General features: G+C 54.5%; 23 protein-coding genes. 22 read left to right on the forward strand and 1 reads right to left on the reverse strand.

Annotated elements, in window-relative coordinates; translation table 11 throughout:
* The first annotated feature begins 43 nt into the window (after positions 1-43).
* From corC to WFO70_RS10760, 9 genes are all read left to right on the forward strand, one after another.
* The gene (gene corC, locus WFO70_RS10720; protein WP_142488683.1) at positions 44-922 is read left to right on the forward strand and encodes a CNNM family magnesium/cobalt transport protein CorC; all 879 of its coding nucleotides are present in this window, start codon (positions 44-46) and stop codon (positions 920-922) included.
* Positions 923-927: 5 nt separating this feature from the next.
* Complete coding sequence (gene lnt / locus WFO70_RS10725; protein ID WP_337016040.1) at positions 928-2,466, forward strand: apolipoprotein N-acyltransferase; 1,539 nt, start codon at positions 928-930, stop codon at positions 2,464-2,466.
* A gap of 392 nt (positions 2,467-2,858) precedes the next feature.
* Complete coding sequence (locus WFO70_RS10730) at positions 2,859-3,767, forward strand: amino acid ABC transporter substrate-binding protein (RefSeq protein WP_185902340.1); 909 nt, start codon at positions 2,859-2,861, stop codon at positions 3,765-3,767.
* A 158-nt stretch (positions 3,768-3,925) separates the two neighbouring features.
* The gene (gltJ, locus tag WFO70_RS10735; protein WP_337016041.1) at positions 3,926-4,666 is read left to right on the forward strand and encodes a glutamate/aspartate ABC transporter permease GltJ; all 741 of its coding nucleotides are present in this window, start codon (positions 3,926-3,928) and stop codon (positions 4,664-4,666) included.
* Positions 4,666-5,340, forward strand: a complete 675-nt coding sequence (gltK, locus tag WFO70_RS10740; RefSeq protein WP_337016042.1) for a glutamate/aspartate ABC transporter permease GltK — start codon at positions 4,666-4,668, stop codon at positions 5,338-5,340. The genes gltJ and gltK overlap by 1 nt, the downstream gene beginning before the upstream one ends.
* The gene (locus tag WFO70_RS10745) at positions 5,340-6,065 is read left to right on the forward strand and encodes an amino acid ABC transporter ATP-binding protein (RefSeq protein WP_337016043.1); all 726 of its coding nucleotides are present in this window, start codon (positions 5,340-5,342) and stop codon (positions 6,063-6,065) included. Before gltK ends, WFO70_RS10745 begins: the two co-directional genes overlap by 1 nt.
* Before the next feature lie 121 nt (positions 6,066-6,186).
* Entirely contained in the window at positions 6,187-7,122 is a 936-nt protein-coding gene (rihA, locus tag WFO70_RS10750) for a pyrimidine-specific ribonucleoside hydrolase RihA (RefSeq protein ID WP_337016044.1), read from the forward strand.
* 313 nt (positions 7,123-7,435) lie between these two features.
* Positions 7,436-9,112 carry a ShlB/FhaC/HecB family hemolysin secretion/activation protein gene (locus WFO70_RS10755; protein ID WP_337016045.1) on the forward strand — a complete coding sequence of 559 codons (1,677 nt, stop codon included), beginning with the start codon at positions 7,436-7,438 and terminating at the stop codon, positions 9,110-9,112.
* Between the two features lie 70 nt (positions 9,113-9,182).
* Positions 9,183-10,985, forward strand: a complete 1,803-nt coding sequence (locus WFO70_RS10760; RefSeq protein ID WP_337016046.1) for a two-partner secretion domain-containing protein — start codon at positions 9,183-9,185, stop codon at positions 10,983-10,985.
* A gap of 61 nt (positions 10,986-11,046) precedes the next feature.
* Here the strand turns inward: WFO70_RS10760 and WFO70_RS10765 are convergent, their stop codons facing one another.
* Positions 11,047-11,529 (reverse strand): zinc ribbon-containing protein, encoded by a 483-nt coding sequence (locus WFO70_RS10765; protein WP_337016048.1) that lies wholly within the window; start codon positions 11,527-11,529, stop codon positions 11,047-11,049.
* Positions 11,530-11,742: 213 nt separating this feature from the next.
* Here WFO70_RS10765 and leuS point away from each other — a divergent pair, with 213 nt between their 5' ends.
* From leuS to WFO70_RS10830, 13 genes are all read left to right on the forward strand, one after another.
* Complete coding sequence (gene leuS / locus WFO70_RS10770; protein WP_337016049.1) at positions 11,743-14,325, forward strand: leucine--tRNA ligase; 2,583 nt, start codon at positions 11,743-11,745, stop codon at positions 14,323-14,325.
* A 14-nt stretch (positions 14,326-14,339) separates the two neighbouring features.
* Positions 14,340-14,918, forward strand: coding sequence for an LPS assembly lipoprotein LptE (gene lptE, locus WFO70_RS10775; protein ID WP_337016050.1), 579 nt, complete (start codon positions 14,340-14,342; stop codon positions 14,916-14,918).
* A complete protein-coding gene (gene holA, locus WFO70_RS10780; RefSeq protein WP_337016051.1) occupies positions 14,918-15,949 on the forward strand; it encodes a DNA polymerase III subunit delta in 1,032 nt (343 codons plus the stop codon). Before lptE ends, holA begins: the two co-directional genes overlap by 1 nt.
* Positions 15,950-15,952: 3 nt before the next feature.
* Positions 15,953-16,606, forward strand: coding sequence for a nicotinate-nucleotide adenylyltransferase (nadD, locus tag WFO70_RS10785; RefSeq protein WP_337016052.1), 654 nt, complete (start codon positions 15,953-15,955; stop codon positions 16,604-16,606).
* Positions 16,607-16,876: 270 nt separating this feature from the next.
* Positions 16,877-17,194: a ribosome silencing factor gene (rsfS, locus tag WFO70_RS10790; protein ID WP_032617029.1), complete on the forward strand. Its 318-nt coding sequence runs from the start codon at positions 16,877-16,879 to the stop codon at positions 17,192-17,194.
* 3 nt (positions 17,195-17,197) lie between these two features.
* A complete protein-coding gene (gene rlmH, locus WFO70_RS10795) occupies positions 17,198-17,665 on the forward strand; it encodes a 23S rRNA (pseudouridine(1915)-N(3))-methyltransferase RlmH (protein WP_003858701.1) in 468 nt (155 codons plus the stop codon).
* 30 nt (positions 17,666-17,695) lie between these two features.
* A complete protein-coding gene (mrdA, locus tag WFO70_RS10800; protein ID WP_337016053.1) occupies positions 17,696-19,597 on the forward strand; it encodes a peptidoglycan DD-transpeptidase MrdA in 1,902 nt (633 codons plus the stop codon).
* Positions 19,598-19,599: 2 nt separating this feature from the next.
* Positions 19,600-20,712, forward strand: a complete 1,113-nt coding sequence (mrdB, locus tag WFO70_RS10805) for a peptidoglycan glycosyltransferase MrdB (RefSeq protein WP_039031364.1) — start codon at positions 19,600-19,602, stop codon at positions 20,710-20,712.
* A gap of 10 nt (positions 20,713-20,722) precedes the next feature.
* Positions 20,723-21,844 carry an endolytic peptidoglycan transglycosylase RlpA gene (gene rlpA / locus WFO70_RS10810; protein ID WP_337016054.1) on the forward strand — a complete coding sequence of 374 codons (1,122 nt, stop codon included), beginning with the start codon at positions 20,723-20,725 and terminating at the stop codon, positions 21,842-21,844.
* A gap of 139 nt (positions 21,845-21,983) precedes the next feature.
* Positions 21,984-23,195 (forward strand): D-alanyl-D-alanine carboxypeptidase DacA, encoded by a 1,212-nt coding sequence (dacA, locus tag WFO70_RS10815; protein ID WP_337016056.1) that lies wholly within the window; start codon positions 21,984-21,986, stop codon positions 23,193-23,195.
* 107 nt (positions 23,196-23,302) lie between these two features.
* The gene (ybeD, locus tag WFO70_RS10820) at positions 23,303-23,566 is read left to right on the forward strand and encodes a DUF493 family protein YbeD (RefSeq protein ID WP_003022706.1); all 264 of its coding nucleotides are present in this window, start codon (positions 23,303-23,305) and stop codon (positions 23,564-23,566) included.
* Positions 23,567-23,658: 92 nt separating this feature from the next.
* Positions 23,659-24,300 (forward strand): lipoyl(octanoyl) transferase LipB, encoded by a 642-nt coding sequence (gene lipB / locus WFO70_RS10825; protein ID WP_337016058.1) that lies wholly within the window; start codon positions 23,659-23,661, stop codon positions 24,298-24,300.
* A 239-nt stretch (positions 24,301-24,539) separates the two neighbouring features.
* Positions 24,540-25,493, forward strand: coding sequence for a YbeF family transcriptional regulator (locus WFO70_RS10830; protein ID WP_337016060.1), 954 nt, complete (start codon positions 24,540-24,542; stop codon positions 25,491-25,493).
* Positions 25,494-25,639 lie beyond the last annotated feature (146 nt).

The raw sequence follows: 25,639 nt of genomic DNA on the forward strand, positions 1-25,639 counted from the left end.
GACGGCAGTTTTTAAATCAACATGAGAACCCTTAACAAACGCCATGAGCGACGACAATTCACACAGTAGCGACACTCCAACCAGCAAAAAGGGATTTTTCTCCCTCCTCCTGAGCCAGCTGTTCCACGGGGAACCTAAAAACCGTGACGAACTTCTGGAGCTGATCCGTGACTCCGGGCAGAACGATCTTATCGACGAAGATACGCGCGAAATGCTCGAAGGGGTGATGGACATCGCTGACCAACGCGTTCGCGATATCATGATCCCCCGCTCGCAGATGATTACCCTGAAACGCAACCAGACCCTGGAAGAGTGCCTCGACGTCATTATCGAGTCTGCCCACTCGCGTTTCCCGGTCATCAGCGAAGATAAAGATCACATCGAGGGGATCCTGATGGCCAAAGATCTGCTGCCGTTTATGCGCAGCGAGTCTGAAGCCTTCAGTATGGAAAAAGTGTTACGTCCGGCGGTGGTTGTTCCGGAAAGCAAGCGGGTGGACCGCATGCTGAAAGAGTTTCGCTCTCAACGTTATCACATGGCGATTGTTATCGATGAGTTTGGCGGCGTTTCGGGCCTGGTCACCATCGAAGATATTCTTGAACTGATCGTAGGTGAAATCGAAGACGAATATGACGAAGAAGAGGATATCGACTTCCGTCAGCTGAGCCGCCACACCTGGACCGTACGGGCGCTGGCACCAATCGAAGATTTCAACGACACCTTCGGCACCCACTTCAGCGATGAAGAGGTGGATACCATCGGCGGTCTGGTGATGCAGGCCTTTGGGCACCTTCCGGCACGCGGTGAGACCGTGGAAATAGACGGTTACCAGTTCAAGGTCGCCATGGCCGACAGTCGACGTATTATTCAGGTTCATGTAAGAATGCCGGACGATGCTCCGCAACCCACACTGGATGATTGATTTAAATGGCATTTGCCCCATTGTTTGAACGCCAGCGCGTACGTCTGCTGCTGGCGCTAATCCTCGGAGCCAGCGGTACGCTGGCTTTTTCCCCTTATGACTTCTGGCCTGCAGCCCTCCTCTCCCTGATGGGGTTACAAGGGCTGACGCTTAACCGACGCCCGGTACAGGCGGCGGCGATTGGCTATTTCTGGGGTCTGGGCCTGTTTGGCTCCGGTATTAACTGGGTTTACGTCAGTATCGCGCAATTTGGCGGCATGCCGGGTCCGGTCAATGTCTTCCTCGTGGTACTGCTGGCGGCTTACCTTTCGCTCTATACCGGTCTGTTTGCCGGTATTTTGTCGCGCCTGTGGCCGAAAACCAGCTGGCTGCGGGTGGCGATTGCCGCTCCGGTGGTCTGGCAGTGCAGCGAATTCCTGCGCGGCTGGGTGTTAACCGGCTTCCCCTGGCTGCAGTTCGGCTACAGCCAGATTGACGGCCCGCTGAAAGGGCTGGCGCCGGTGATGGGCGTTGAGGCAATCAACTTCCTCTTGATGGTGGTGAGCGGCCTGCTGGTACTGGCGCTGGTGCAGCGCAACTGGCGTCCGCTGGCGGCGGCGCTGATCCTCTTTGCCCTGCCGTTCCCGCTGCGCTATATCCAGTGGTTTACCCTTGAGCCGGAACGTGCCACCCAGGTATCGATGGTGCAGGGGAATATTCCTCAGTCGCTGAAATGGGATGAAGGTCAGCTGGTCAACACCCTGAAAATTTATCTGGATGCCACCCAAAAAGAGATGGGCAAATCCCAGCTGATTATCTGGCCAGAGTCGGCGATCCCGGATCTGGAGATCAACCAGCAGCGTTTTCTCGGCATGATGGACGATCTGCTGCGCGCCCGTGACACCACGCTGATCACCGGTATTGTCGATGCGCGTCTGAACAAGCAGAACCGTTACGACACTTACAACACCATCATTACGCTGGGGAAAGACAACCCGTACAGCTACGAATCGACCAACCGCTACAATAAAAATCACCTGGTGCCGTTCGGTGAGTTTGTGCCGCTGGAGTCGATTCTGCGTCCGCTGGCCCCGTTCTTCGATTTACCCATGTCCTCGTTTAGCCGGGGCTCTTACGTTCAGCCTCAGCTGAGCGCCCACGGCTTCCTGCTGACCGCTGCCATTTGCTACGAGATCATCCTCGGCGAACAGGTGCGGGATAATTTCCGTCCGAACACCGACTATCTGCTGACCATCTCTAACGATGCCTGGTTCGGTAAGTCGATCGGCCCGTGGCAGCACTTCCAGATGGCACGTATGCGCTCGCTGGAGCTGGCGCGCCCGCTGCTGCGCAGCACCAACAACGGTATTACCGCCGTGATTGGTCCGCAGGGGGAAATTCAGGCCATGCTGCCGCAGTTCACCCGCGACGTGCTGACGGCAAAAGTCACGCCGACCAGCGGACTGACGCCGTACGCCCGTACCGGCAACTGGCCGCTGTGGATCCTGACCGTGCTGTTCGGCTTTGGCACCGTGCTGATGAGCCTTCGTCAGCGTCGTAAGTAACATTTCCTCTCTGTTGCCGGGTGGCGGCTTCGCCTTACCCGGCCTACTTTTTTAGGCCCGGCAAGCAACGCACCGCCGGGCAATTCCCCGCACCCCCAATTCTGGCACGTCTATTGCTTTGTTTATTCAAGCAAACGCGATTTGGCTTAATGTGCAACCGGGTCGCACCAGCGTAGATCACCGGAAGCACCGAAACGGTGCAACGGCAGATTTATGCCTCTGAATGGTGCGGCGCGCTTCGCAAAAATAAACAATAACGCTGCAAAATCTTTACATTAAGCCAAACTAAATGTTAACAAACACGTATAACACTGCACTCGTATCGCGCGAGTTATAACAACATCACACCGAATATCAATGCGCACCTGACGCTGATAAAAAAGGAGTTGGATATGCAATTACGTAAACTGGCCACAGCAATGCTGGTAATGGGATTGTCTGCAGGCGTGGTGCACGCCGAAGATGCTGCCCCGGCAGCGGGCGGTACCCTGGAAAAGATCGCGAAAAACGGCGTGATTGTGGTCGGCCACCGTGAATCCTCTGTTCCATTCTCATACTACGACAACACGCAAAAGGTCGTGGGTTACTCTCAGGCTTACTCCAACGCCATCGTTGACGCGGTGAAGAAAAAACTGAACAAGCCGGATCTGGAAGTGAAGCTGATCCCAATCACTTCGCAAAACCGTATCCCGCTGCTGCAAAATGGCACCTTCGATTTTGAGTGTGGTTCCACCACCAACAACCTTGAGCGTCAGAAACAGGCTGCCTTCTCCGACACCATCTTCGTGGTCGGTACCCGTCTGCTGACCAAAAAAGGCGGCGAGATTAAAGACTTCGCCGATCTGAAAGGCAAAGCCGTCGTTGTGACCTCCGGTACCACCTCTGAAGTGCTGCTGCACAAGCTGAACGAAGAGAAGAAAATGGACATGCGCATCATCAGCGCCAAAGACCACGGTGACTCTTTCCGTACCCTGGAGAGCGGTCGTGCGGTGGCCTTTATGATGGATGATGCCCTGCTGGCCGGTGAGCGTGCGAAAGCGAAGAAACCAGACAACTGGGAAATCGTCGGCACCGCGCAGTCCAAAGAGGCCTATGGCTGCATGATGCGTAAAGATGACGCGGAATTTAAGAAACTGGTCGATGACACCATCGCTCAGGTTCAGACCTCCGGCGACGCGGAAAAATGGTTCGATAAGTGGTTCAAGAACCCAATCCCACCAAAAAATCTGAACATGAACTTTGAGCTGTCTGACGACATGAAGGCGCTGTTTAAAGAACCGAATGACAAGGCACTTAACTAATTAGAACCATTAAGGGGCGGGACCTCCTGCCCTCTCGATTGTCGGGAAGCGCGGACAGACTAAACGCTGAGTGGTCGTTCCCCACTCAGCGCGATGATTAAAGCCTCTCACCAATCTTCGAGGGTAGCGCTGCTACCCTTTTTTTTCTGGAGTTTATTATGTCAATCGACTGGAACTGGGGCATTTTTCTGCAGCAAGCCCCGTTCGGCAACACCACCTATCTTGGCTGGCTGTGGAGCGGTTTTCAGGTCACGGTCGCACTGTCGATCACCGCCTGGATCATTGCCTTCCTCGTCGGCTCGCTGTTCGGTATTTTACGTACCGTGCCTAACCGTTTTCTCTCCTCGCTGGGAACCTGTTACGTCGAACTGTTCCGTAACGTTCCGTTAATCGTGCAGTTCTTTACCTGGTATCTGGTTATCCCGGAACTGCTGCCGGAAGATATCGGCATGTGGTTCAAGTCGGAGCTGGATCCTAACGTTCAGTTCTTTGTCTCCTCCATGCTCTGTCTGGGCCTGTTTACCGCCGCCCGCGTGTGCGAGCAGGTGCGCGCGGCGATCCAGTCCCTGCCCCGTGGACAGAAAAATGCTGCCCTGGCGATGGGCCTGACCTTACCGCAGGCTTATCGCTATGTGCTGCTGCCGAACGCCTATCGCGTGATTGTCCCGCCGATGACCTCGGAGATGATGAACCTGGTGAAAAACTCGGCCATCGCCTCCACCATCGGTCTGGTGGACATGGCCGCGCAGGCGGGCAAGCTGCTGGATTACTCCGCCCACGCGTGGGAATCCTTCACCGCCATTACCCTGGCGTATGTGCTGATTAATGCCGTGATTATGCTGGTGATGAACCTGGTTGAACGTAAAATTCGCCTGCCGGGCAACCTGGGGGGAAAATAATGTACGAGTTTGACTGGAGTTCCATTGTTCCTTCCATGCCCTACCTGATTGATGGCCTGATCATCACTCTGAAGATCACCCTGACGGCAGTGATTATCGGGATAGTCTGGGGCACCCTGCTGGCGGTGATGCGTCTGTCGAGTTTCAAGCCTGTCGCCTGGTTTGCCACTGCCTACGTCAACGTGTTCCGTTCGATCCCGCTGGTGATGGTGCTGCTGTGGTTCTACCTGATCGTGCCGGGGTTGTTGCAGGATGTGCTGGGCCTGTCGCCGAAATCGGATATCCGTCTGATCTCAGCGATGGTGGCCTTCTCGATGTTTGAGGCGGCGTACTATTCAGAAATTATCCGCGCCGGGATCCAGAGTATCTCCCGCGGACAATCCAGCGCCGCCCTGGCATTAGGCATGACCCACTGGCAGTCGATGAAGCTCATCATTCTGCCGCAGGCGTTCCGCGCCATGGTTCCGCTGCTGCTGACTCAGGGTATCGTGCTGTTCCAGGATACCTCTCTGGTCTATGTGTTGAGCCTGGCAGACTTCTTCCGCACCGCCTCCACCATCGGTGAACGCGATGGTACTCAGGTTGAGATGATCCTGTTCGCAGGTGCGGTCTATTTTGCAATTAGTTTAAGCGCGTCGCTGTTGGTCAGCTGGCTGAAGAAAAGGACAGTGTAATGATTTCCCTGAAAAATGTTTCTAAATGGTATGGGCACTTTCAGGTGCTGACCGACTGCTCCACGGAAGTGAAAAAAGGTGAAGTGGTGGTGGTTTGCGGGCCGTCGGGCTCGGGAAAATCCACCCTGATCAAAACCGTGAACGGCCTTGAGCCGGTGCAGCAGGGCGAGATTATCGTCAACGGCACCAAAGTGAATGACAAGAAAACCAACCTGGCGAAGCTGCGTTCTAACGTCGGGATGGTATTCCAGCATTTCGAGCTGTTCCCGCATCTGTCGATCATTGAAAACCTGACCCTTGCGCAGGTAAAAGTGCTCAAACGCGATAAAGCGGTCGCCCGTGAAAAAGGGCTCAAACTGCTGGAGCGCGTGGGGCTTCTTGCCCATGCAGATAAGTTCCCGGCACAGTTGTCCGGCGGCCAACAGCAGCGTGTGGCGATTGCCCGCGCCCTCTGTATGGATCCGGTGGCCATGCTGTTCGATGAACCGACTTCCGCGCTCGACCCGGAGATGATTAATGAAGTTCTGGACGTCATGGTGCAGCTGGCGCAAGAAGGCATGACCATGATGGTGGTCACTCACGAAATGGGCTTTGCGCGTAAAGTAGCGAATCGCGTGATCTTTATGGATGAAGGTAAAATCGTGGAGGACTCCGCGAAAGAGGAGTTCTTTGCTAACCCGCAATCCGATCGCGCCAAAGATTTCCTCGCGAAAATCCTGCACTAATCTCCCCGGTGCGCAATCGCAGGATTGCGCACCGCTTCACGCTTTTCATCTGTTTATCTCGTCTGCTTCCCCTTTCAGCGTTAGCCTTGTCGCAAAATAACACTGAGAAATGGAGAATCCTATGGCACTGCCCATTATCCTCGATTGCGATCCGGGTCATGATGACGCGATTGCACTCGTTCTTGCCCTTGCCTCACCAGAACTGGACGTTAAAGCCGTAACCTCTTCTGCCGGTAATCAAACACCCGACAAGACGCTGCATAATGTTCTGCGCATGCTGACCCTGCTAAAACGCACCGACATTCCGGTGGCCGGTGGCGCGGTAAAACCGCTGATGCGCGAGTTAATCATTGCCGACAATGTTCACGGGGAGAGTGGGCTTGATGGCCCCGCCCTGCCTGAACCTGGCTTCGCGCCGCAAAACTGCACCGCCGTCGAGCTGATGGCCAGGGTGTTGCGTGAAAGTCCTGAGCCGGTAACGATTGTTGCGACTGGCCCGCAAACCAACGTTGCTCTGCTACTGAATAGCCACCCGGAACTGCATGCCAGAATTGCCCGCATTGTGATTATGGGTGGAGCGATGGGATTAGGTAACTGGACGCCGACGGCAGAATTCAACATCTTTGTTGATCCTGAGGCGGCCGAAATTGTCTTCCAGTCCGGGGTACCGGTGGTGATGGCCGGACTGGACATCACGCATCAGGCGCAAATTATGGCCGAGGATATCGAGCGTTTTCGCCAGATTGGCAACCCGGTGGCCACCACCGTGGCCGAACTGCTGGACTTCTTCATGGAGTACCATAAAGCGGAGAAATGGGGCTTTAAGGGCGCGCCGTTGCACGATCCCTGCACCATCGCCTGGCTGCTGAAACCGGAGCTATTCACCGCCATCGAACGGTGGGTCGGCGTCGAAACGCAGGGCCAATATACTCAGGGGATGACCGTCGTGGATTACTACTTTTTAACCGGCCGTCGTCCCAATGCAACGGTATTAATTAATCTTAACCGCCAGGCATTTGTTGATTTGCTGGCGGAGCGACTGACGTTTTACCGTTAATGTATTCTCCTGCGCTCCCGTCACCTGACAGGAGCGCAAGTTTTTACCCCTCACGCCACATTCGCTCCTCACTTCAACGTTCATTTCATAAAAAATTAAGAAAAAGACGCGTATTCGGGCAGCAAAACTTCCGCTATTATCACCCTCTTTTATCAGGCCGGCCTTTGGGCACGATTTAATTTTCCTCAAAACAACTTTAATTTTACTTCACCTGATATTTCTATATTCTGCCCGTTGAATTTGGCGTGTCTATTGGGATGGATCCTGATAATGCCGCCCGTTATATTAATCATTAAAGAAACGGAACTTCTTAATGTTAAAGACATGCCTTCTTTTTATTAGTGGCCTCTTTTTTTATTTGATTGCCAGTATCAATTGCCACGCCAGTGACGATCGTCCTGCGACTAACCAGACGGAACAGGATAAGGCTCGCCAGTCATTATTAATGCCCTCATCGCAGGAATATGCGGTGAGTAGTACCTCCTCAAAGGCGCAAACACTTCATTTTCCGCACGAAGAGGTCTGTAAATATATTAATGAGATCGTCATCCAGTCGGACGATGACAAACTCACCCATAAGTTACTAGGGAAATTAACCCGCCAGGCCACCTCTAAATGCCTGGGTATTAAAAGCATTCAGCTGCTGGCGCGGGCATTACAAAACGAACTTATTGCGCGTGGCTACGTGACCTCGCTGATTGATATTCCCCCTCAGGAGATGGTGGATGGCGTTCTTACCTTAACGCTGGTTTATGGCCGGGTAGGTGAAATGACCTTCGATAGCAACACGCAAAACGACACCACCAGCCTGTGGAATACCCTGCCCACCTCTTCAGGCGACATCCTGAGGTTGCCGGACTTAGAAATGGGGATGGCAAATATGCAGCGGCTTCCCGGTTCGTCTGCACATATGAAATTGCAGCCGGGCAAACATTACGCTGAGAGTGACATCATCATCACCCGTAAGCTGGATAAAATGTGGCAAATTGGCGCCTGGCTGGACGATGCCGGTAGCCGGGCCAGTGGCCGCTATCAGGGCGGTGCGGCGCTCTATCTTTACGATTTAACCTCGCTGGACGATATCCTGTATCTCGCCGCGGGTGGCGATGTGGAATACAACCAGAAAAACGACGGTAACCACAACAGCAGCATCTATTACTCTGTTCCTTTGGGTTACTGGACTATCAGTGCCTATGCATCGCACAGCACTTACCTGCAGCAATTTAAGGGAAATTACTCTGTCACCGATTATGAGAGTAAAAATCGCTACTACAGCGCAACGGTTGAGCGCCTGCTCTCCCATACACGAATACAAAAAACGTCGCTCAGCGCCAGAATATTTAAAAGCAGCTCCCACTACTATTTTGGCGGCAGCGAGCTGGCCGTGATGCGCAAGCAGAATCCGGCGTGGGAGCTGGGCGTACGCCATCAACGCTATTTTGACAATAAGGTGGTGGATGCCGGTATCACCCTCCAGCATCACTTCGGCTGGTTAAGTTCAACCGCCACGCCTGAAGAGAAAGCGGGACTCTATAATAAACAGGCCCGCGTGATGCGTGCCGATATAAAAGGATTAATGAAGTTTAACGCCACCGGGGACAATTTTACCTGGGCTCCCCAACTCAACGTACAGATAAGCCCTGACAACTTATCGACAGATAACACCTTTAATATTGGCAGCCGATGGTCAGTGCGTGGTTTTGATGGTGAAAATACGTTATCCAGCAGCCAGGGATGGTTTTTGCGTAATGATTTAATCTGGCAGACGCCTGTCTCTGACCAGCAAGTCTATCTGGGGCTGGACATAGGTAAAATTATTGGCAGCGATCGCTATCAAAAAGGAAAAGTTCTCTCCGGCGCTGTCGTCGGATTACGTGGTGAGTTAATGGCAACGCAATACGATATGTTTATCGGCACGCCAATATCAAAACCGGAAAATTATCATACTGATGCACTTAACATGGGCTTCTCGTTGCAATGGAGGTATTAATCTTCTTAATTAAATATTAACTGCTCAGATAGATCTCACTTATTGAAGAATCAATTTAAAGGAATAAATTATGTTCAAGTTTAAGCTCTCTTATGTTGCATTTGCATCAGTCCTGGCCTCAACCTGCGTATATGCTGATCCAACCTCCTGGACTCATCAATCTGGTGCAACCGTAATTGATATTGAAGCCCCTAATGCAGCGGGGGTTTCGCACAATATGTATCGCGAATTTAACGTCAGCGACAAAGGCACCGTTCTGAATAACAGTGCAACTGATGTTTCTCATGCCTCCCTGGGCAATCTCACTAAAAACAACAATCTGGCAGGGGGGAAAGCGGCTACCGTTATTCTCAATGAAGTTATTTCAAATAAATCCAGCGCACTGAATGGTTTTATCGAAGTTAATGGTCAGAAAGCAGATGTGATTATTGCCAACCCGAACGGGATCTCCTGCTCCGGCTGTAGCTTTATCAACACCAACAAAGCTGTACTGACAACCGGTAACGTTAAGCTGAGCGACACGGGTGCCATTGCCAGCTATAACGTCACCGGCGGCAGAATTAACGTTGATTCTCGTGGCATGAATGCAGCCGACAGCTATGCCGTGCTGCTGGCCGATGCCATTAGCCTGAACGGGGTTGTTAATGCCTCAAATGCCCTGATCTCCGCAGGTAACTCTACGCTGGACAACACCACGGGGGTGGTGACGTCAGCCGGTAAATCGGCAAATCTGATGCAGCTCCTGATTCCAGAGTACAGCATCGACATCTCCAGCCTGGGCGGGGTCAAAGCGAATAACATCACCATGGTGGGCAACAACCTGGGCTTTGGCGTGCGTAACAAAGGGGCGGTTGTCGCCAATAGTACCCTCGCCATGACCAGCTATGGCTCGCTGATCAACGAAGGGGCCATCAATGGCAACGGTTATGTAACGCAGTTGGTTTCCGCTGGCGAACTGAAAAACTCAGGCACAATTGCCACCAATAACATCGCCGCTATTAAAAGCATGGGCGCACTGAGTAACGCTGGCACGATCAGTAACACCTCCCAGATGACGATCTCCTCTACAGGTAACCTGGAAAACACCGGCACCATTTCGGGCACTAACGCCTTGTCCGTCAGTACCAGCGGCGATCTGACCACCACGTACGGTTCGAAACTGAAATCTGATAATCAGCTCTCTGTCGCTGCGCTGGGGAATATCACTAACGGCGGCTCTACCTACGCCCTAAACACTAACATGGCCTTCGGCGGCGAAAGCTTAAAGGTCACCGGAAACATCCTGGGTCAGAATACACTGCTGATTCAGGCCGCCAAAAATGGTACCGCCACCAGCGGCGAAATTACCAACGCTGGCACCATCTCAGGCAACAATGTCACGGTAACCACTGAGGGAACGCTGGCAAGCACTGCGGGAAGTACCTTGAGAGGGGAAACTTCATTAAACACGCACAGTTACTGGCTGAATAATCTCGGCAGCATCAGTACGGGTGACAACGGCGAGATGTATCTCGACAACATGGTACTGACGAATAATAAAGCCTACATCGTTGGCGGAAAGAATATCCATATTAATACCTATCTGGATATGGTGAATACCGGGACTATCCAGTCTTACGGAGACCTGACCATCGATACGCAAAATTTTGGCACTATCACTAACCAGAATTACATCGTGGCGAATGGCACCATGACCCTGAAGGCCAAAAAGGTGGTGAACGGCGGTTACAGATGTGGCTTCCTGAACATGTCGACTTGTGGTGTAGGTACGCTGGCGGCGAACAAGCTGATCCTCAACTCTTCCCATAACTACGCAACCGATATGGGGGGTAAGCAGAGCTTCAAATCTATAGAGACCAACACCGTTAAGTAATTAACCCCTTAATAAGGGTGCGCACAGGCTGCGCACCCTTATTATTTAAACCGCGCAACCATTACGGCTCGAATGGCCGACGCTGGAATTGATCGTGACCACACTTTGGGCAGACCGGTAGCAGGTCCGGAGTATAAACCGCCAGATGAAAATGGCAGTTCTCGCACACCAGATTCCCCAACCCAACCACTTCGCCACTATGATAGACCCCATGGTGGTTGAGATCCTGGAACACCTCGCGCCACTCCAGCTGCGTTTTATCAGTGATATCCGCCAGCTCCTGCCACAGGCTCTCTTTGATCACCCGCATAAAGACGCTGTCAGCGACCTCATCCTGGCTCTCTTCGTAGCTGCGGGCGAACTCTTCCAGATCGCGGCGCACCGCGCGGGTTACCTCTTCCACTTCGGTACGTGTTAACTCACCCGTCTGCGTCACCCTCAGGCGTGCCTGCTCGACGAGCGCATCGATATCACGCTCACCATTACGCAGACGTTCAGTTAATGTGGCGACCAGTTCACGGTAAAATTGAGCAACCTTGTTCATCATTTGCCTCCCGGGTAAGTAACTCTCTCTAATGATAGACCTTATTTGCGCCCCGCTTTGTCAGGTCATCCACACTCTGCGTAAATTCCTGCAAGGCGCTTTTGAGGTAAAGGCTGTTTTGACGCGGGCGTTTGGGCTATGCTATGCGGATCTGAATTACCACATCCATTGGCTACGTTTGTAGCTGTATTGAACACAGGACCACTGGCTGCCATGCAAGAGCAATACCGCCCGGAAGAGATAGAATCGAAAGTCCAGCAACACTGGGACGAGAAGCGCACTTTTGAAGTCACCGAAGACGAGAGCAAAGAGAAGTATTACTGCCTGTCGATGCTTCCCTATCCTTCTGGCCGACTACACATGGGCCACGTGCGTAACTACACCATCGGTGATGTGATCGCCCGCTATCAGCGCATGCTGGGCAAAAACGTTCTGCAGCCGATTGGCTGGGATGCGTTTGGTCTGCCGGCTGAAGGCGCTGCGGTAAAAAACAACACTGCGCCAGCGCCATGGACCTACGACAACATCGCCTACATGAAAAACCAGCTCAAGATGCTGGGCTTCGGCTATGACTGGAGCCGCGAGCTGGCGACCTGCACCCCGGAATACTACCGCTGGGAACAGAAGTTCTTCACCGAGCTCTACAAAAAAGGGCTGGTCTACAAAAAAACCTCCGCCGTTAACTGGTGTCCGAACGATCAGACCGTTCTGGCGAACGAACAGGTTATCGACGGCTGCTGCTGGCGCTGCGACACCAAGGTTGAGCGTAAAGAGATCCCGCAGTGGTTTATTAAGATCACCGCTTACGCCGACGAACTGCTGAGCGATCTGGACAATCTGGACCACTGGCCAGATACCGTGAAAACCATGCAGCGCAACTGGATCGGTCGTTCTGAAGGCGTTGAAATCACCTTTAACGTTGAGAACTACGATCAGAAGCTGACCGTCTACACCACCCGTCCGGACACCTTTATGGGCGCGACCTACCTGGCCGTGGCCGCAGGTCACCCGCTGGCGCAGAAAGCGGCAGAGAACAATCCGGAACTGGCTGCCTTCATCGACGAATGCCGCAACACCAAAGTGGCCGAAGCCGATATGGCGACCATGGAGAAGAAAGGCGTTGCCACCGGTTTCTACGCCACGCACCCGCTTACTGGTGAAGCAATCCCGGTCTGGGCTGCTAACTTCGTGCTGATGGAGTACGGTACGGGCGCGGTGATGGCCGTTCCGGGTCACGATCAGCGCGACTACGAATTTGCTACCAAATACAACCTGGCGATCAAGCCGGTTATCCTTGCGGCAGATGGCAGCGAGCCGGATCTGTCCGAACAGGCGCTGACCGAAAAAGGCACCCTGTTTAACTCCGGTGAGTTCAGCGGCCTGAGCTTCGAAGAGGGCTTCAACGCGATTGCCGACAAACTGGCAGAACTGGGCGTGGGTGAGCGTAAAGTGAACTACCGTCTGCGCGACTGGGGCGTTTCCCGTCAGCGTTACTGGGGCGCTCCAATTCCGATGGTCACCCTGGAAGATGGCACCGTGATCCCAACGCCGGAAGATCAGCTCCCGGTGATCCTGCCGGAAGACGTGGTCATGGACGGCATCACCAGTCCGATCAAAGCCGATCCAGAGTGGGCGAAAACCACCGTGAACGGCATGCCTGCGCTGCGTGAAACCGATACCTTCGACACCTTTATGGAGTCCTCCTGGTACTACGCGCGCTATACCTGCCCGCAGTATCAGGAAGGCATGCTGGATTCCAAAGCGGCAAACTACTGGCTGCCGGTCGATATCTATATCGGCGGGATCGAACACGCCATCATGCACCTGCTCTATTTCCGCTTCTTCCACAAGCTGATGCGCGATGCGGGCCTGGTGAACTCTGACGAGCCAGCGAAACAGCTGCTGTGTCAGGGCATGGTGCTGGCGGATGCCTTCTACTACGTGGGTGCGAACGGCGAGCGTAACTGGGTCTCCCCGGTTGATGCCATCGTTGAGCGCGACGAGAAAGGCCGCATCGTTAAGGCGAAAGATGCCGCGGGCCATGAGCTGGTCTATACCGGCATGAGCAAAATGTCGAAGTCCAAAAACAACGGCATTGACCCGCAGGTGATGGTTGAGCGTTACGGCGCCGATACCGTACGTCTGTTCATGATGTTTGCCTCCCCGGCAGACATGACCCTCGAGTGGCAGGAGTCCGGCGTGGAAGGGGCTAACCGCTTCCTGAAACGTGTCTGGAAACTGGTTTACGAGCACACCTCTCAGGGTGAGGCACCGGCACTGGATACCGCAGCACTGACGGAAGATCAGCAGGCGCTGCGTCGTGATGTTCATAAAACTATTGCGAAAGTGACCGATGATATTGGTCGCCGTCAGACCTTCAATACCGCAATTGCGGCTATTATGGAATTGATGAACAAGCTGGCGAAAGCCCCGCAGGAAGGCGAGCAGGATCGTGCCTTAATGCGTGAAGCGCTGCTGGCGGTTGTCCGTATGCTGAACCCGTTCACCCCTCACGCCAGCTTTACCCTGTGGCAGGAGCTGAACGGCGAAGGCGATATCGACAATGCACCATGGCCGGTGGCGGATGAATCCGCAATGGTGGAAAACACCACTCTGGTCGTAGTGCAGGTCAACGGCAAAGTTCGCGGTAAAATTACTGTTCCGGTTGATGCAACCGAAGAGCAGGTCCGCGAGCGTGCTGGCCAGGAAACTCTGGTGGCGAAATATCTCGATGGCGTTACCGTACGTAAAGTGATCTACGTGCCCGGTAAACTGCTGAACCTGGTCGTTGGCTAAGCGCGGGAGGAAGCGTGCGACAACTGGCAACATTACTGTTATCGCTGGCGGTGTTGGTCACCGCCGGCTGTGGCTGGCACCTGCGCAACACTACACAGGTGCCGGAACAGATGAAAACCATGATTTTCGATTCGGGCGATCCAAATGGTCCGCTGAGCCGTGCCATTCGTAATCAGCTGCGTCTTAACGGCGTTGACCTGATCGAAAAAGGGACGCTGCGCCAGGATATACCGTCATTCCGCGTATTAAGCTCTACCCTGAGCCAGGATACCGCCTCCATCTTCCAGGATGGTCGTACTGCGGAATACCAGATGGTGATGGAAGTCCACGCCGCGGTACTGATCCCGGGTAGCGATATTTACCCTATCAGCACCAAGGTCTACCGTTCGTTCTTCGATAACCCGCAGACTGCGCTGGCGAAAGACGCCGAGCAGACCATTATCATTAACGAAATGTATGACAAGGCAGCGGAGCAGCTGATCCGTAAGCTGCCAAGCGTGCATACCGCTGAAAAAGAGAATGACCTTAAAGCTCAGCCTTCCGCTCAGCCCACGGCATCCTCACCTCGCGTCTCCACGACGCTGGGTCAGTAATGCTCAGGTTGTACCCTGAACAACTCCGCGCGCAGCTCAATGAAGGGCTGCGCGCGGCGTATCTGCTTCTCGGAAACGATCCGCTGCTGCTGCAGGAAAGCCAGGACGCCGTTCGTCAGCTGGCGGCGACGCAGGGCTTTGACGAGCACCACAGTTTCACTCTGGATAACAGCACCGACTGGCAGGAGATCTTCTCCCTTTGCCAGGCGATGAGTCTGTTTGCCACCCGGCAAACCCTGCTTATTCAGCTCCCGGAAAACGGCCCCAATGCGGCCATCAACGAACAGCTGGCCACGCTGGTGAGTTTGCTGCACAGCGATCTTCTGCTGATTGTTCGCGGCAACAAGCTGACTAAAGCCCAGGAGAATGCCGCCTGGTTTACCGCGCTGGCAAACCACTCGGTGCTGGTGACCTGCCAGACGCCGGAGCAGGCTCATCTGCCAAAATGGGTCGCGGCCCGGGCTAAGCAGAACAATCTGCAGCTTGATGACGCGGCAAACCAGCTGCTCTGTTACTGCTACGAAGGCAACCTGCTGGCCCTTGCCCAGGCCCTCGAGCGGCTGTCGCTGCTCTGGCCGGATGGCAAACTGACCCTGCCGCGCGTCGAGCAGGCGGTTAACGACGCAGCCCACTTCACTCCTTTCCACTGGGTCGACGCCCTGCTGTCGGCGAAGAGCAAGCGCGCCCTGCATATCCTGCAACAGTTGCGCCTCGAAGGCAGCGAGCCGGTGATCCTGCTCAGAACCCTGCAGCGGGAGCTGCTGCTGCTGCTGACCCTGAAGCGTCAGTCCGCACACACGCCTTTGCGCGCGCTGTTTGATAAACATCGTGTCTGGCAGAACCGTCGCGTCATGACCACCGAGGCCCTCAACCGCCTGAGCTCGGAACAGCTGCGCCAGGCCGTTCAACTGCTGACGCGTACCGAGCTGACCCTGAAGCAGGATTACGGCCAGTCGATCTGGTCCGAGCTGGAAAGCCTTTCGCTGCTGCTGTGCCACAAAGCGCTGGCCGATATTTTTATAGAAGGGTAAGAGATGCACACTCTCCAGGCCCTGTTTGGCGGCACCTTTGACCCGATACACTACGGGCATCTGAAACCGGTCGAGATTCTGGCGAACCAGATTGGCCTGCAGCGCGTCACTATTATGCCGAACAATGTGCCGCCCCACCGTCCGCAACCCGAAGCCAGTCCGGCACAGCGCAAAGCGATGCTGCAGCTGGCGATTGCCGATAAGCCGCTGTTTCGCCTTGATGAGCGCGAGCTGCGCCGGGACACCCCGTCCTATACAGCCGAAACGCTGCAGGCGTGGCGCAGCGAACAGGGGCCGGAGAGGCCGCTGGCGTTTATCATCGGCCAGGACTCGCTGCTCAACTTCCCGACCTGGTATCAGTATCAGACGATCCTCGATAACAGTCACTTAATCGTCTGCCGTCGCCCGGGTTATTCCCTGACGATGAAAGAGGCGCAGCATCAGCAGTGGCTGGAGCAGCACCTGACGTACCAGGTTGAGGATCTGCATAGCCAGCCGGCCGGTAAAATTTATCTCGCGGAAACGCCGTGGTTTGATATTTCGGCCACCCTGATCCGTCAGCGTCTGCAGCAGGGCCTCCCCTGTGATGAGATGTTACCGGCTGCGGTGCTGGGTTACATACAGCAGCAGGGTCTGTATCAGAAAAGCAGCAACTGACTGGACGGCGGGAGAAAAAGCGCGCCATTCGCGCTCTCGCCATTGACACCCCCGTCCAGGCTGATATCCTCCGCTGCCAGACTTCCCGCCAGCACTGTTTTACAAAAACTGTTTTACAAAAATGGCGATGCAATCTCCGGCATAGGGTGGGATGATACCCGCCTTCGCAGGCCCGTCCGGTGACATTTGTCCCGACGCTGCGGCCAGTTCAGGTATACTGTCTGGCTACGAATTTACAGTTATTCAATCTCACTTTCCCAGGGGGAAAACTTGCAGGGTAAAGCACTCCAGGATTTTGTTATCGACAAAATTGATGACCTGAAAGGTCAGGACATCATCGCCATCGACGTTCAGGGCAAATCAAGCATCACCGATTGCATGATTATCTGCACCGGTACCTCCACTCGCCACGTTGCTTCCATCGCTGACCATGTGGTTCAGGAATCCCGCGCTGCCGGCATGCTGCCGCTGGGCGTAGAAGGCGAAGCGACCGCTGACTGGGTCGTCGTTGACCTTGGCGATGTGATTGTCCACGTCATGCAGGAAGAGAGCCGTCGCCTGTATGAGCTGGAAAAACTCTGGGGTTGATGCGTGAAGCTGCAACTGGTAGCCGTCGGCACAAAAATGCCCGACTGGGTACAAACGGGGTTTACTGAATATCTGCGTCGTTTTCCGAAAGACATGCCGTTTGAGCTGGTGGAGATCCCCGCCGGCAAACGCGGCAAAAACGCAGATATAAAACGCATTCTCGACAAAGAGGGTGAACTGATGCTGGCTGCCGCAGGCAAAAACCGCATCGTCACGCTCGACATTCCGGGCAAGCCCTGGGATACACCGCAGCTGGCGCATGAACTTGAGCGCTGGAAGCAGGACGGTCGCGACGTCAGCCTGTTAATTGGCGGTCCGGAGGGGTTATCTCCCGCCTGCAAAGCGGCAGCAGAACAGAGTTGGTCTCTCTCCGCGCTGACGCTGCCCCACCCGCTGGTTCGGGTGTTGGTCGCTGAAAGCCTCTATCGCGCGTGGAGCATCACGACTAACCATCCTTATCACCGTGAGTAATGATGACGTCCTGGATAAATTAAGCAGCGGATGAAACTACAGAATTCTTTTCGCGACTATACGGCTGAGTCCGCGCTGTTTGTGCGCCGGGCGCTGGTCGCCTTTTTGGGGATTTTGCTGCTGACTGGCGTGCTCATCGCCAACCTCTATAATCTGCAGATTGTCCGTTTTACCGATTACCAGACCCGCTCCAACGAAAACCGCATCAAACTCGTCCCTATCGCCCCCAGCCGCGGCATTATCTACGATCGCAACGGGACGCCACTGGCGCTGAACCGCACGATCTACCAGATTGAAATGATGCCGGAGAAGGTCGATAACGTACAGGATACCCTCGACGCGCTGCGTGGCGTGGTAGACCTGAATGACGACGATATTGCCGCCTTCAAAAAAGAACGCTCCCGCTCGCATCGCTTTACGTCGATCCCGGTAAAAACCAACCTCACCGAGGTGCAGGTGGCCCGTTTCGCCGTGAACCAATACCGCTTCCCCGGCGTAGAAGTTAAAGGCTACAAACGCCGCTTCTACCCGTACGGCTCTGCCCTGACCCACGTCATCGGCTATGTCTCGAAAATCAACGATAAAGACGTTGACCGGCTGGACAAAGACGGCAAGCTCGCCAACTACGCGGCGACGCACGATATTGGCAAGCTGGGCATCGAGCGCTATTACGAAGATATACTCCACGGCCAGACCGGTTATGAAGAGGTTGAGGTCAACAACCGTGGCAGGGTGATCCGCCAGCTGAAAGAGGTGCCGCCCCAGGCCGGGCATGACATCTATCTGACCCTGGATCTCAAACTCCAGCAGTATGTTGAAACCCTGCTGGCCGGTAGCCGTGCGGCGGTCATTGTGAGCGATCCGCGCAGCGGCAGCATTCTGGCGCTGGTCTCGACCCCAAGCTATGACCCGAACCTGTTCGTCGATGGCATCTCCAGCAAGGACTACTCTGGCCTGCTCAACGATCCGAACACGCCGCTGGTCAACCGCGCGACGCAGGGGGTCTATCCGCCAGCCTCAACGGTTAAACCGTACGTTGCCGTCTCCGCCCTGAGCGCCGGGGTGATCACCCGCAATACTGGTCTCTTCGATCCGGGCTGGTGGCAGTTGCCTGGCTCGGAAAAACGCTACCGCGACTGGAAGAAGTGGGGCCACGGTCATCTGAACGTCACCAAATCGCTGGAGGAGTCGGCAGATACCTTCTTCTATCAGGTCGCCTACGACATGGGCATCGACCGTCTTTCGGAATGGATGGGTAAATTTGGCTATGGTCACTACACCGGTATCGACCTGTCGGAAGAGCGTTCCGGCAACATGCCAACCCGCGAATGGAAGCTGAAACGTTTTAAAAAGCCCTGGTATCAGGGGGACACCATTCCGGTCGGGATCGGCCAGGGTTACTGGACTGCCACCCCAATCCAGATGAACAAAGCGCTGATGATCCTCATTAACGACGGGGTGGTGAAAGTGCCGCACCTGCTGATGAGCACCGTTGAAGACGGCAAAAAAGTGCCGTGGTCGCAGCCGCATGAACCGCCGGTGGGCGATATTCACTCCGGTTACTGGGAAATTGCCAAAGACGGGATGTACGGCGTAGCCAACCGCGCGAACGGTACGGCGCACAAGTACTTTGCTGGCGCCCCCTATAAAATCGCGGCGAAATCCGGTACCGCTCAGGTCTTCGGCCTGAAGGCGAACGAAACCTATAACGCGCATAAAATTGCTGAACGTCTGCGTGACCATAAGCTGATGATTGCGTTTGCTCCCTATGATAACCCGCAGGTCGCCGTGTCGATTATTCTGGAAAACGGCGGTGCAGGCCCGGCGGTCGGTACCATCATGCGCCAGATCCTCGACCACATCATGCTGGGTGATAACAACACTGACTTGCCGAGTGAAAGCCCGGCTGCCGCCGGCGCGGAGGACCAATAATCGTGACGGATAATCCGAATAAAAAATCGCTGTGGGACAAGATCCACATCGACCCCGCCATGCTGCTGATCCTGCTGGCCCTGCTGGTCTACAGTGCACTGGTCATCTGGAGCGCCAGCGGCCAGGATCTCGGCATGACGGAGCGCAAGATTGGCCAGATCACCATGGGTCTGGTGATCATGGTGGTCATGGCGCAGATCCCTCCGCGGGTTTACGAGGGCTGGGCGCCCTATCTCTATATTTTCTGTATTATTCTGCTGGTGGCGGTAGATGCCTTTGGCGCTATCTCGAAAGGGGCGCAGCGCTGGCTCGACCTCGGTATTGTGCGTTTTCAGCCCTCGGAGATCGCGAAAATCGCCGTTCCCCTGATGGTGGCTCGCTTCATTAACCGTGACGTCTGCCCGCCGTCGCTGAAAAATACCGCTATCGCGCTGGTGCTGATCTTCCTGCCGACGCTGCTGGTAGCCGCACAGCCGGACCTCGGCACCTCAATTCTGATCGCCCTCTCCGGCCTGTTTGTGCTGTTCCTCTCCGGGCTGAGCTGGCGGCTTATCGGCATTGCGGTAGTGCTGGTCGCCGCCTTTATCCCGATCCTGTGGTTCTTCCTGATGCACGATTATCAGCGCCAGCGCGTGATGATGTTGCTCGATCCGGAGAGCGACCCGCTCGGGGCAGGCTATCATATTATACAGTCGAAGATTGCGATCGGCTCTGGCGGCCTGCGCGGTAAGGGCTGGCTGCACGGAACCCAGTCGCAGCTTGAGTTTCTGCCCGAACGCCACACCGACTTTATCTTCGCGGTTCTGGCGGAAGAGTTAGGCCTGGTCGGGATATTGATCCTGCTGGCGCTCTACCTACTGCTCATCATGCGCGGATTGTGGATCGCTGCCCGGGCGCAAACCACCTTTGGCCGGGTAATGGCCGGTGGCTTGATGTTGATTTTATTCGTTTATGTTTTCGTAAATATTGGTATGGTGAGCGGTATTCTGCCGGTGGTAGGCGTACCGCTTCCGCTGGTGAGTTACGGAGGCTCGGCCCTGATCGTTCTGATGGCCGGGTTCGGGATCGTGATGTCGATCCACACACACAGAAAAATGTTGTCAAAAAGCGTATAAGGGGCACGCAATGCGTAAGCAGTGGTCTGGGATCTGCATCGCAGTGAGTTTACTGGCAGCCTGTACAAGTGACGATGGTCAGCAGCAAGCGACCGTCGCACCGGCGCAGCCGGCAGTTTGTAATGGTCCGGTGGTTGAGATCAGCGGGGCCGATCCGCGTTTTGAACCGCTGAGCGCCACCGCCAATCAGGATTACGAACGCGACGGTAAAAGCTACAAAATCGTTCAGGATCCTTCCCGATTCAGTCAGGCAGGGCTGGCGGCGATTTATGACGCCGAGCCGGGCAGCAACCTGACCGCCAGCGGCGAAGCCTTCGACCCGATGCAGCTCACCGCTGCGCATCCGACGCTGCCGATCCCGAGCTATGCCCGTATCACCAACCTGGCGAACGGCCGGATGATCGTGGTGCGTATCAACGATCGTGGCCCGTACGGCAACGATCGTGCGATCTCGCTGTCGCGCGCTGCGGCCGACCGGTTGAATACCTCTAATAACACCAAAGTACGTATCGACCCGATTATTGTCACTCAGGACGGTTCGCTCTCTGGCCCGGGAATGGCCTGTACCACCGTGGCTAAACAGACCTATGCCCTGCCCGCGCGTCCCGATCTGAGCAGCGGAATGGGTGCCGCGTCGTCCGTTTCCGAACCTGCACCGCAGGGTGACGTGCATCCCATCAGTAATGACACGCTGAAAAGCGAAGACAGCATGGGCGCACCGGTCAGCAGCAGCGGCTTCCTTGGCGCACCGACCACCCTCGCCCCGGGCGTGCTGGAAGGCAGCGAACCGCCAGCGCCTCAGCCGGTCGTCACCGCACCGGTGAACGCGACGGCACCGGTTACTGCCCCTGTTTCTGCCCCGACTCAGGCTCCGGTTGCGGCGCCCGTTTCTGCCCCAGCCCAGGCCGGTGGCTACGTCGTGCAGGTTGGTGCGGTCAGCGACCAGGCTCGTGCTCAGCAGTATCAGCAGCGTCTCGGCCAGCAGTTTGGCGTACCGGGCCGCGTTGAGCAGAATGGCGCAGTATGGCGTATTCAGCTAGGCCCGTTTGCCAGCAAATCTGAAGCGGCGGCCCTGCAGCAACGTCTGCAGAATGAAGCGCAGTTACAGTCATTTATCGCTGTTGCAAAATGATTAATCAGCGGTATCCGAATTGTCAGTATTTGTCATGTTGATTCACACTCTCATGCTGAAAGTCGGATGCCTGCCTGTATAGCATTTGCTATAGTAAGGCACTTTTTTTAATTCCATCACGGATGTCGTTGTTCTGACCATGAAGACCACTTTCTCCGCTCGTTTTATGCAGCGCATGGCGCTCGCTACGGCGCTTTGCGCAGCCACGCTCTCAGTTGCTCACGCCGATGACCTGAATATCAAGACCATGATCCCGGGCGTTCCGCAGATCGACGCGGAATCCTACATCCTGATCGATTACAACTCCGGCAAAGTGTTGGCTGAACAGAACGCGGATGCACGACGCGACCCGGCCAGCCTGACCAAAATGATGACCAGCTACGTCATCGGTCAGGCCATGAAAGCAGGTAAATTCAAAGAGACCGACCTGGTGACCATCGGTAACGATGCGTGGGCTACCGGCAACCCGGTGTTTAAAGGTTCATCTCTGATGTTCCTGAAACCCGGCATGCAGGTTCCCGTCTCCCAGCTGATCCGTGGTATCAACCTGCAGTCCGGTAACGACGCCTGCGTGGCAATGGCAGACTTCGCCGCGGGTAGCCAGGATGCCTTCGTCGGCCTGATGAACAGCTACGTTTCCGCGTTGGGCCTGAAAAACAGCCACTTCCAGACCGTTCACGGCCTGGATGCTGACGGTCAGTACAGCTCCGCACGCGATATGGCCCTGATTGGCCAGGCGCTGATCCGCGACGTGCCGAACGAGTACACCATCTATAAAGAGAAAGAGTTTACCTTTAACGGTATTCGTCAGACCAACCGCAACGGCCTGCTGTGGGATAACAGCCTGAACGTTGACGGCATCAAAACGGGTCACACCGACAAAGCCGGTTACAACCTGGTAGCCTCTGCCACCGAAGGCCAGATGCGTCTGATCTCTGCGGTAATGGGCGGTCGTACCTTCAAAGGCCGTGAAACCGAGAGCAAGAAGCTGCTGACCTGGGGCTTCCGCTTCTTCGAAACCGTGAACCCACTGAAAGCGGGTAAAGAGTTCGCCTCTGAGCCGGTGTGGTTTGGCGATAACGATCGCGCCTCTCTGGGCGTCGATAAAGATCTCTACCTGACCATCCCACGTGGCCGCATGAAAGACCTGAAGGCCAGCTATGTACTGACCGCCAGCGAACTGCACGCGCCGCTGAAGAAAAACCAGGTTGTGGGCACCATCAACTTCCAGCTCGATGGTAAAACCATCGATCAGCGCCCACTAGTGGTGCTGGACGAAATCCCGGAAGGCAATTTCTTCGGCAAAATCATTGATTACATTAAATTGATGTTCCATCACTGGTTTGGTTAAGAATTGAACACTTGAAAGTGTGATTTCCGTCCCCATATACTATGTAACCTGATAACTCCCACCCGATGTGGGAGTTATTATTTTTTTGACGTACTGCCGGAGCTCACATGAAAACCAAACTTAACGAACTGCTTGAATTCCCTACTCCTTTTACTTACAAAGTAATGGGACAGGCGTTGCCTGAGCTGGTTGATCAGGTGGTTGAAGTGGTACAGCGCCATGCGCCAGGCGACTACTCTCCGACGGTGAAACCAAGCAGCAAAGGCAACTACCACTCCGTGTCCATCACCATCACGGCAACGCATATTGAACAAGTCGAGACGCTGTACGAAGAGCTCGGTAATATCGATATCGTCCGTATGGTGCTGTAACGCCTTTCGGTTACCCGCATCGCCGGGTAACCTGTTTTCCCTCTGTGATATACTCCCCGCTACAGTTTGTCCCTTCGTTCGGAGATATCGTTTTGTATCAGGATACTATTCTCGTCCGCCAGCTTGGGCTGCAGCCCTATGAACCTGTCTCCCAGGCTATGCATGAATTCACTGACACGCGCGACGAGAACACGCCGGATGAGATCTGGCTGGTAGAGCATCCCCCGGTGTTTACCCAGGGTCAGGCCGGGAAAGCAGAGCATCTGCTGATGCCGGGTGATATTCCGGTGATCCAGAGCGATCGTGGCGGGCAGATCACTTACCACGGGCCAGGTCAACAGGTGATGTATGTCCTGCTCAACCTGAAACGCAGGAAGCTCGGCGTGCGGGAACTGGTGACACTGCTTGAACAGACGGTGGTCAATACGCTGGCCGAATTTAATATTGAGGCGCACCCGCGCGCGGACGCACCCGGCGTCTATGTCGGCGACATGAAAATATGTTCACTCGGGTTGCGTATTCGTAAAGGATGCTCTTTTCACGGTCTGGCATTAAATATCAATATGGATCTTTCGCCTTTCCAGCGCATCAATCCGTGTGGGTATGCGGGGATGGAAATGACCCAAATGCGTCAGTGGGTTGAGAACATTACCCCAGAAATTGCGCGCCCTTATTTGCTTAATGCTTTTTTAGCACTGCTAAACAATCCGCCCCATAAATATATTCCTGCTTAATTATCTCCTCCCGTTGGCTCATTATTTGATGGGCCATACTTATTTGACGGCTTTTACCCTTTACAACATTCGGTAGTTTCTATATTTTCAAAAAGCATGGATAACGCCTGCGCAAAGGTCAGACAAATCAATGATTTCATTTAAGAATGTTAATTCTCAAAAACAGATTATCCATAACAATAAGCACATTATTTAATTTCAACTATTATTTGTATTGTGAATGAATAGGGAGGAATGGCGTGGATAATAATAATTTTCCAGATAAACGCTTGAGCGATCCAGGCAGTGAAGCAAAACCACAAATTTTTCGGACTTTACGCAATATCGATCTCAACTTATTGACGATTTTTGAGGCGGTTTATGTCCACAAAGGCATCGTTAATGCTGCGAAAATTCTTAATCTCACTCCCTCAGCAATAAGCCAATCCATTCAAAAGTTGCGGGCAATTTTCCCCGACCCGTTGTTTATTCGTAAAGGCCAGGGCGTGACCCCCACCGCCTACGCCACACATCTGCATGAATACATCAGCCAGGGGCTGGAATCGATTCTCGGGGCGCTGGATTTAACCGGCAGCTACGATAAGCAGCGGACCATCACCATTGGCACTACCCCAACCGTCGGGGCACTGGTGATGCCGCCGATCTACCAGGCCGTAAAGATGCATGCGCCGCATCTGATGCTGCGTAATATTTCGGTTAATGACGCCGAGACGCAGCTAGGGCAGTTCCAGACCGACCTGATTGTAGACAGCAACGCCCTGAATGCCCGCGCCCTGAGCCACAATGTCCTTTTCGCTGACAGACTGTTGCTGATTTGCCGTAAACACCATCCGGCCCTGAGTCAGGCCGCCACGGTGGAGAACCTGCAGCAATACGAGCAAACGTTGCTGATGCTGGAAGGACAAAACCTGAATGGACTGCGGCAACGCATCAACGACATTTTCCCGGAAAAGCAGGTCGACTTCAGCAGTTACAATCTCTTTACGATTGCCGCCCTGATCGGCAGCAGTGACCTGATTGGTATCATCCCCGAGCGTCTGTTTAATCTGGTACGCCACTGCTGGCCGCTGGAGCAGATCCCCTTCGCCCCGCTGAACGCTGAGTGCGTTGAAATCTCCCTGTATTACAACAAGCTGAGCCTGCGCGACCCGGTACTTGAAAATCTGATTAACGTCATCCGCCAGGCCTTCTGAACAGCGACCATGACCCGCAAAGCCGCGCTGCCCCACACAAAAGGCACTAAACAACAACTATTTTACAATTTGGCGACCGGGCAGGCTGCTTTATCGGCCGTTTCAATGATATACTGCCTGTCGTTCGTTCAAAAATAGTTGATAAA

Origin of the sequence: Leclercia sp. AS011 (assembly GCF_037152535.1) — a bacterium.
Classification (GTDB): Bacteria; Pseudomonadota; Gammaproteobacteria; order Enterobacterales; family Enterobacteriaceae; genus Enterobacter.

Excerpts from the sequence above, each read along its gene's own strand:
- WFO70_RS10730 (WP_185902340.1), top strand. The coding sequence starts at position 2,859 with ATGCAATTACGTAAACTGGCCACAGCAATGCTGGTAATGGGATTGTCT.
- lnt (WP_337016040.1), top strand. The coding sequence starts at position 928 with ATGGCATTTGCCCCATTGTTTGAACGCCAGCGCGTACGTCTGCTGCTG.
- WFO70_RS10755 (WP_337016045.1), top strand. The coding sequence starts at position 7,436 with ATGTTAAAGACATGCCTTCTTTTTATTAGTGGCCTCTTTTTTTATTTG.
- nadD (WP_337016052.1), top strand. The coding sequence starts at position 15,953 with ATGCACACTCTCCAGGCCCTGTTTGGCGGCACCTTTGACCCGATACAC.
- rlpA (WP_337016054.1), top strand. The coding sequence starts at position 20,723 with ATGCGTAAGCAGTGGTCTGGGATCTGCATCGCAGTGAGTTTACTGGCA.
- WFO70_RS10760 (WP_337016046.1), top strand. The coding sequence starts at position 9,183 with ATGTTCAAGTTTAAGCTCTCTTATGTTGCATTTGCATCAGTCCTGGCC.
- leuS (WP_337016049.1), top strand. The coding sequence starts at position 11,743 with ATGCAAGAGCAATACCGCCCGGAAGAGATAGAATCGAAAGTCCAGCAA.
- WFO70_RS10765 (WP_337016048.1), bottom strand. The coding sequence starts at position 11,529 with ATGAACAAGGTTGCTCAATTTTACCGTGAACTGGTCGCCACATTAACT.
- ybeD (WP_003022706.1), top strand. The coding sequence starts at position 23,303 with ATGAAAACCAAACTTAACGAACTGCTTGAATTCCCTACTCCTTTTACT.
- rihA (WP_337016044.1), top strand. The coding sequence starts at position 6,187 with ATGGCACTGCCCATTATCCTCGATTGCGATCCGGGTCATGATGACGCG.
- dacA (WP_337016056.1), top strand. The coding sequence starts at position 21,984 with ATGAAGACCACTTTCTCCGCTCGTTTTATGCAGCGCATGGCGCTCGCT.
- corC (WP_142488683.1), top strand. The coding sequence starts at position 44 with ATGAGCGACGACAATTCACACAGTAGCGACACTCCAACCAGCAAAAAG.
- gltK (WP_337016042.1), top strand. The coding sequence starts at position 4,666 with ATGTACGAGTTTGACTGGAGTTCCATTGTTCCTTCCATGCCCTACCTG.
- holA (WP_337016051.1), top strand. The coding sequence starts at position 14,918 with ATGCTCAGGTTGTACCCTGAACAACTCCGCGCGCAGCTCAATGAAGGG.
- gltJ (WP_337016041.1), top strand. The coding sequence starts at position 3,926 with ATGTCAATCGACTGGAACTGGGGCATTTTTCTGCAGCAAGCCCCGTTC.
- WFO70_RS10745 (WP_337016043.1), top strand. The coding sequence starts at position 5,340 with ATGATTTCCCTGAAAAATGTTTCTAAATGGTATGGGCACTTTCAGGTG.
- mrdA (WP_337016053.1), top strand. The coding sequence starts at position 17,696 with ATGAAACTACAGAATTCTTTTCGCGACTATACGGCTGAGTCCGCGCTG.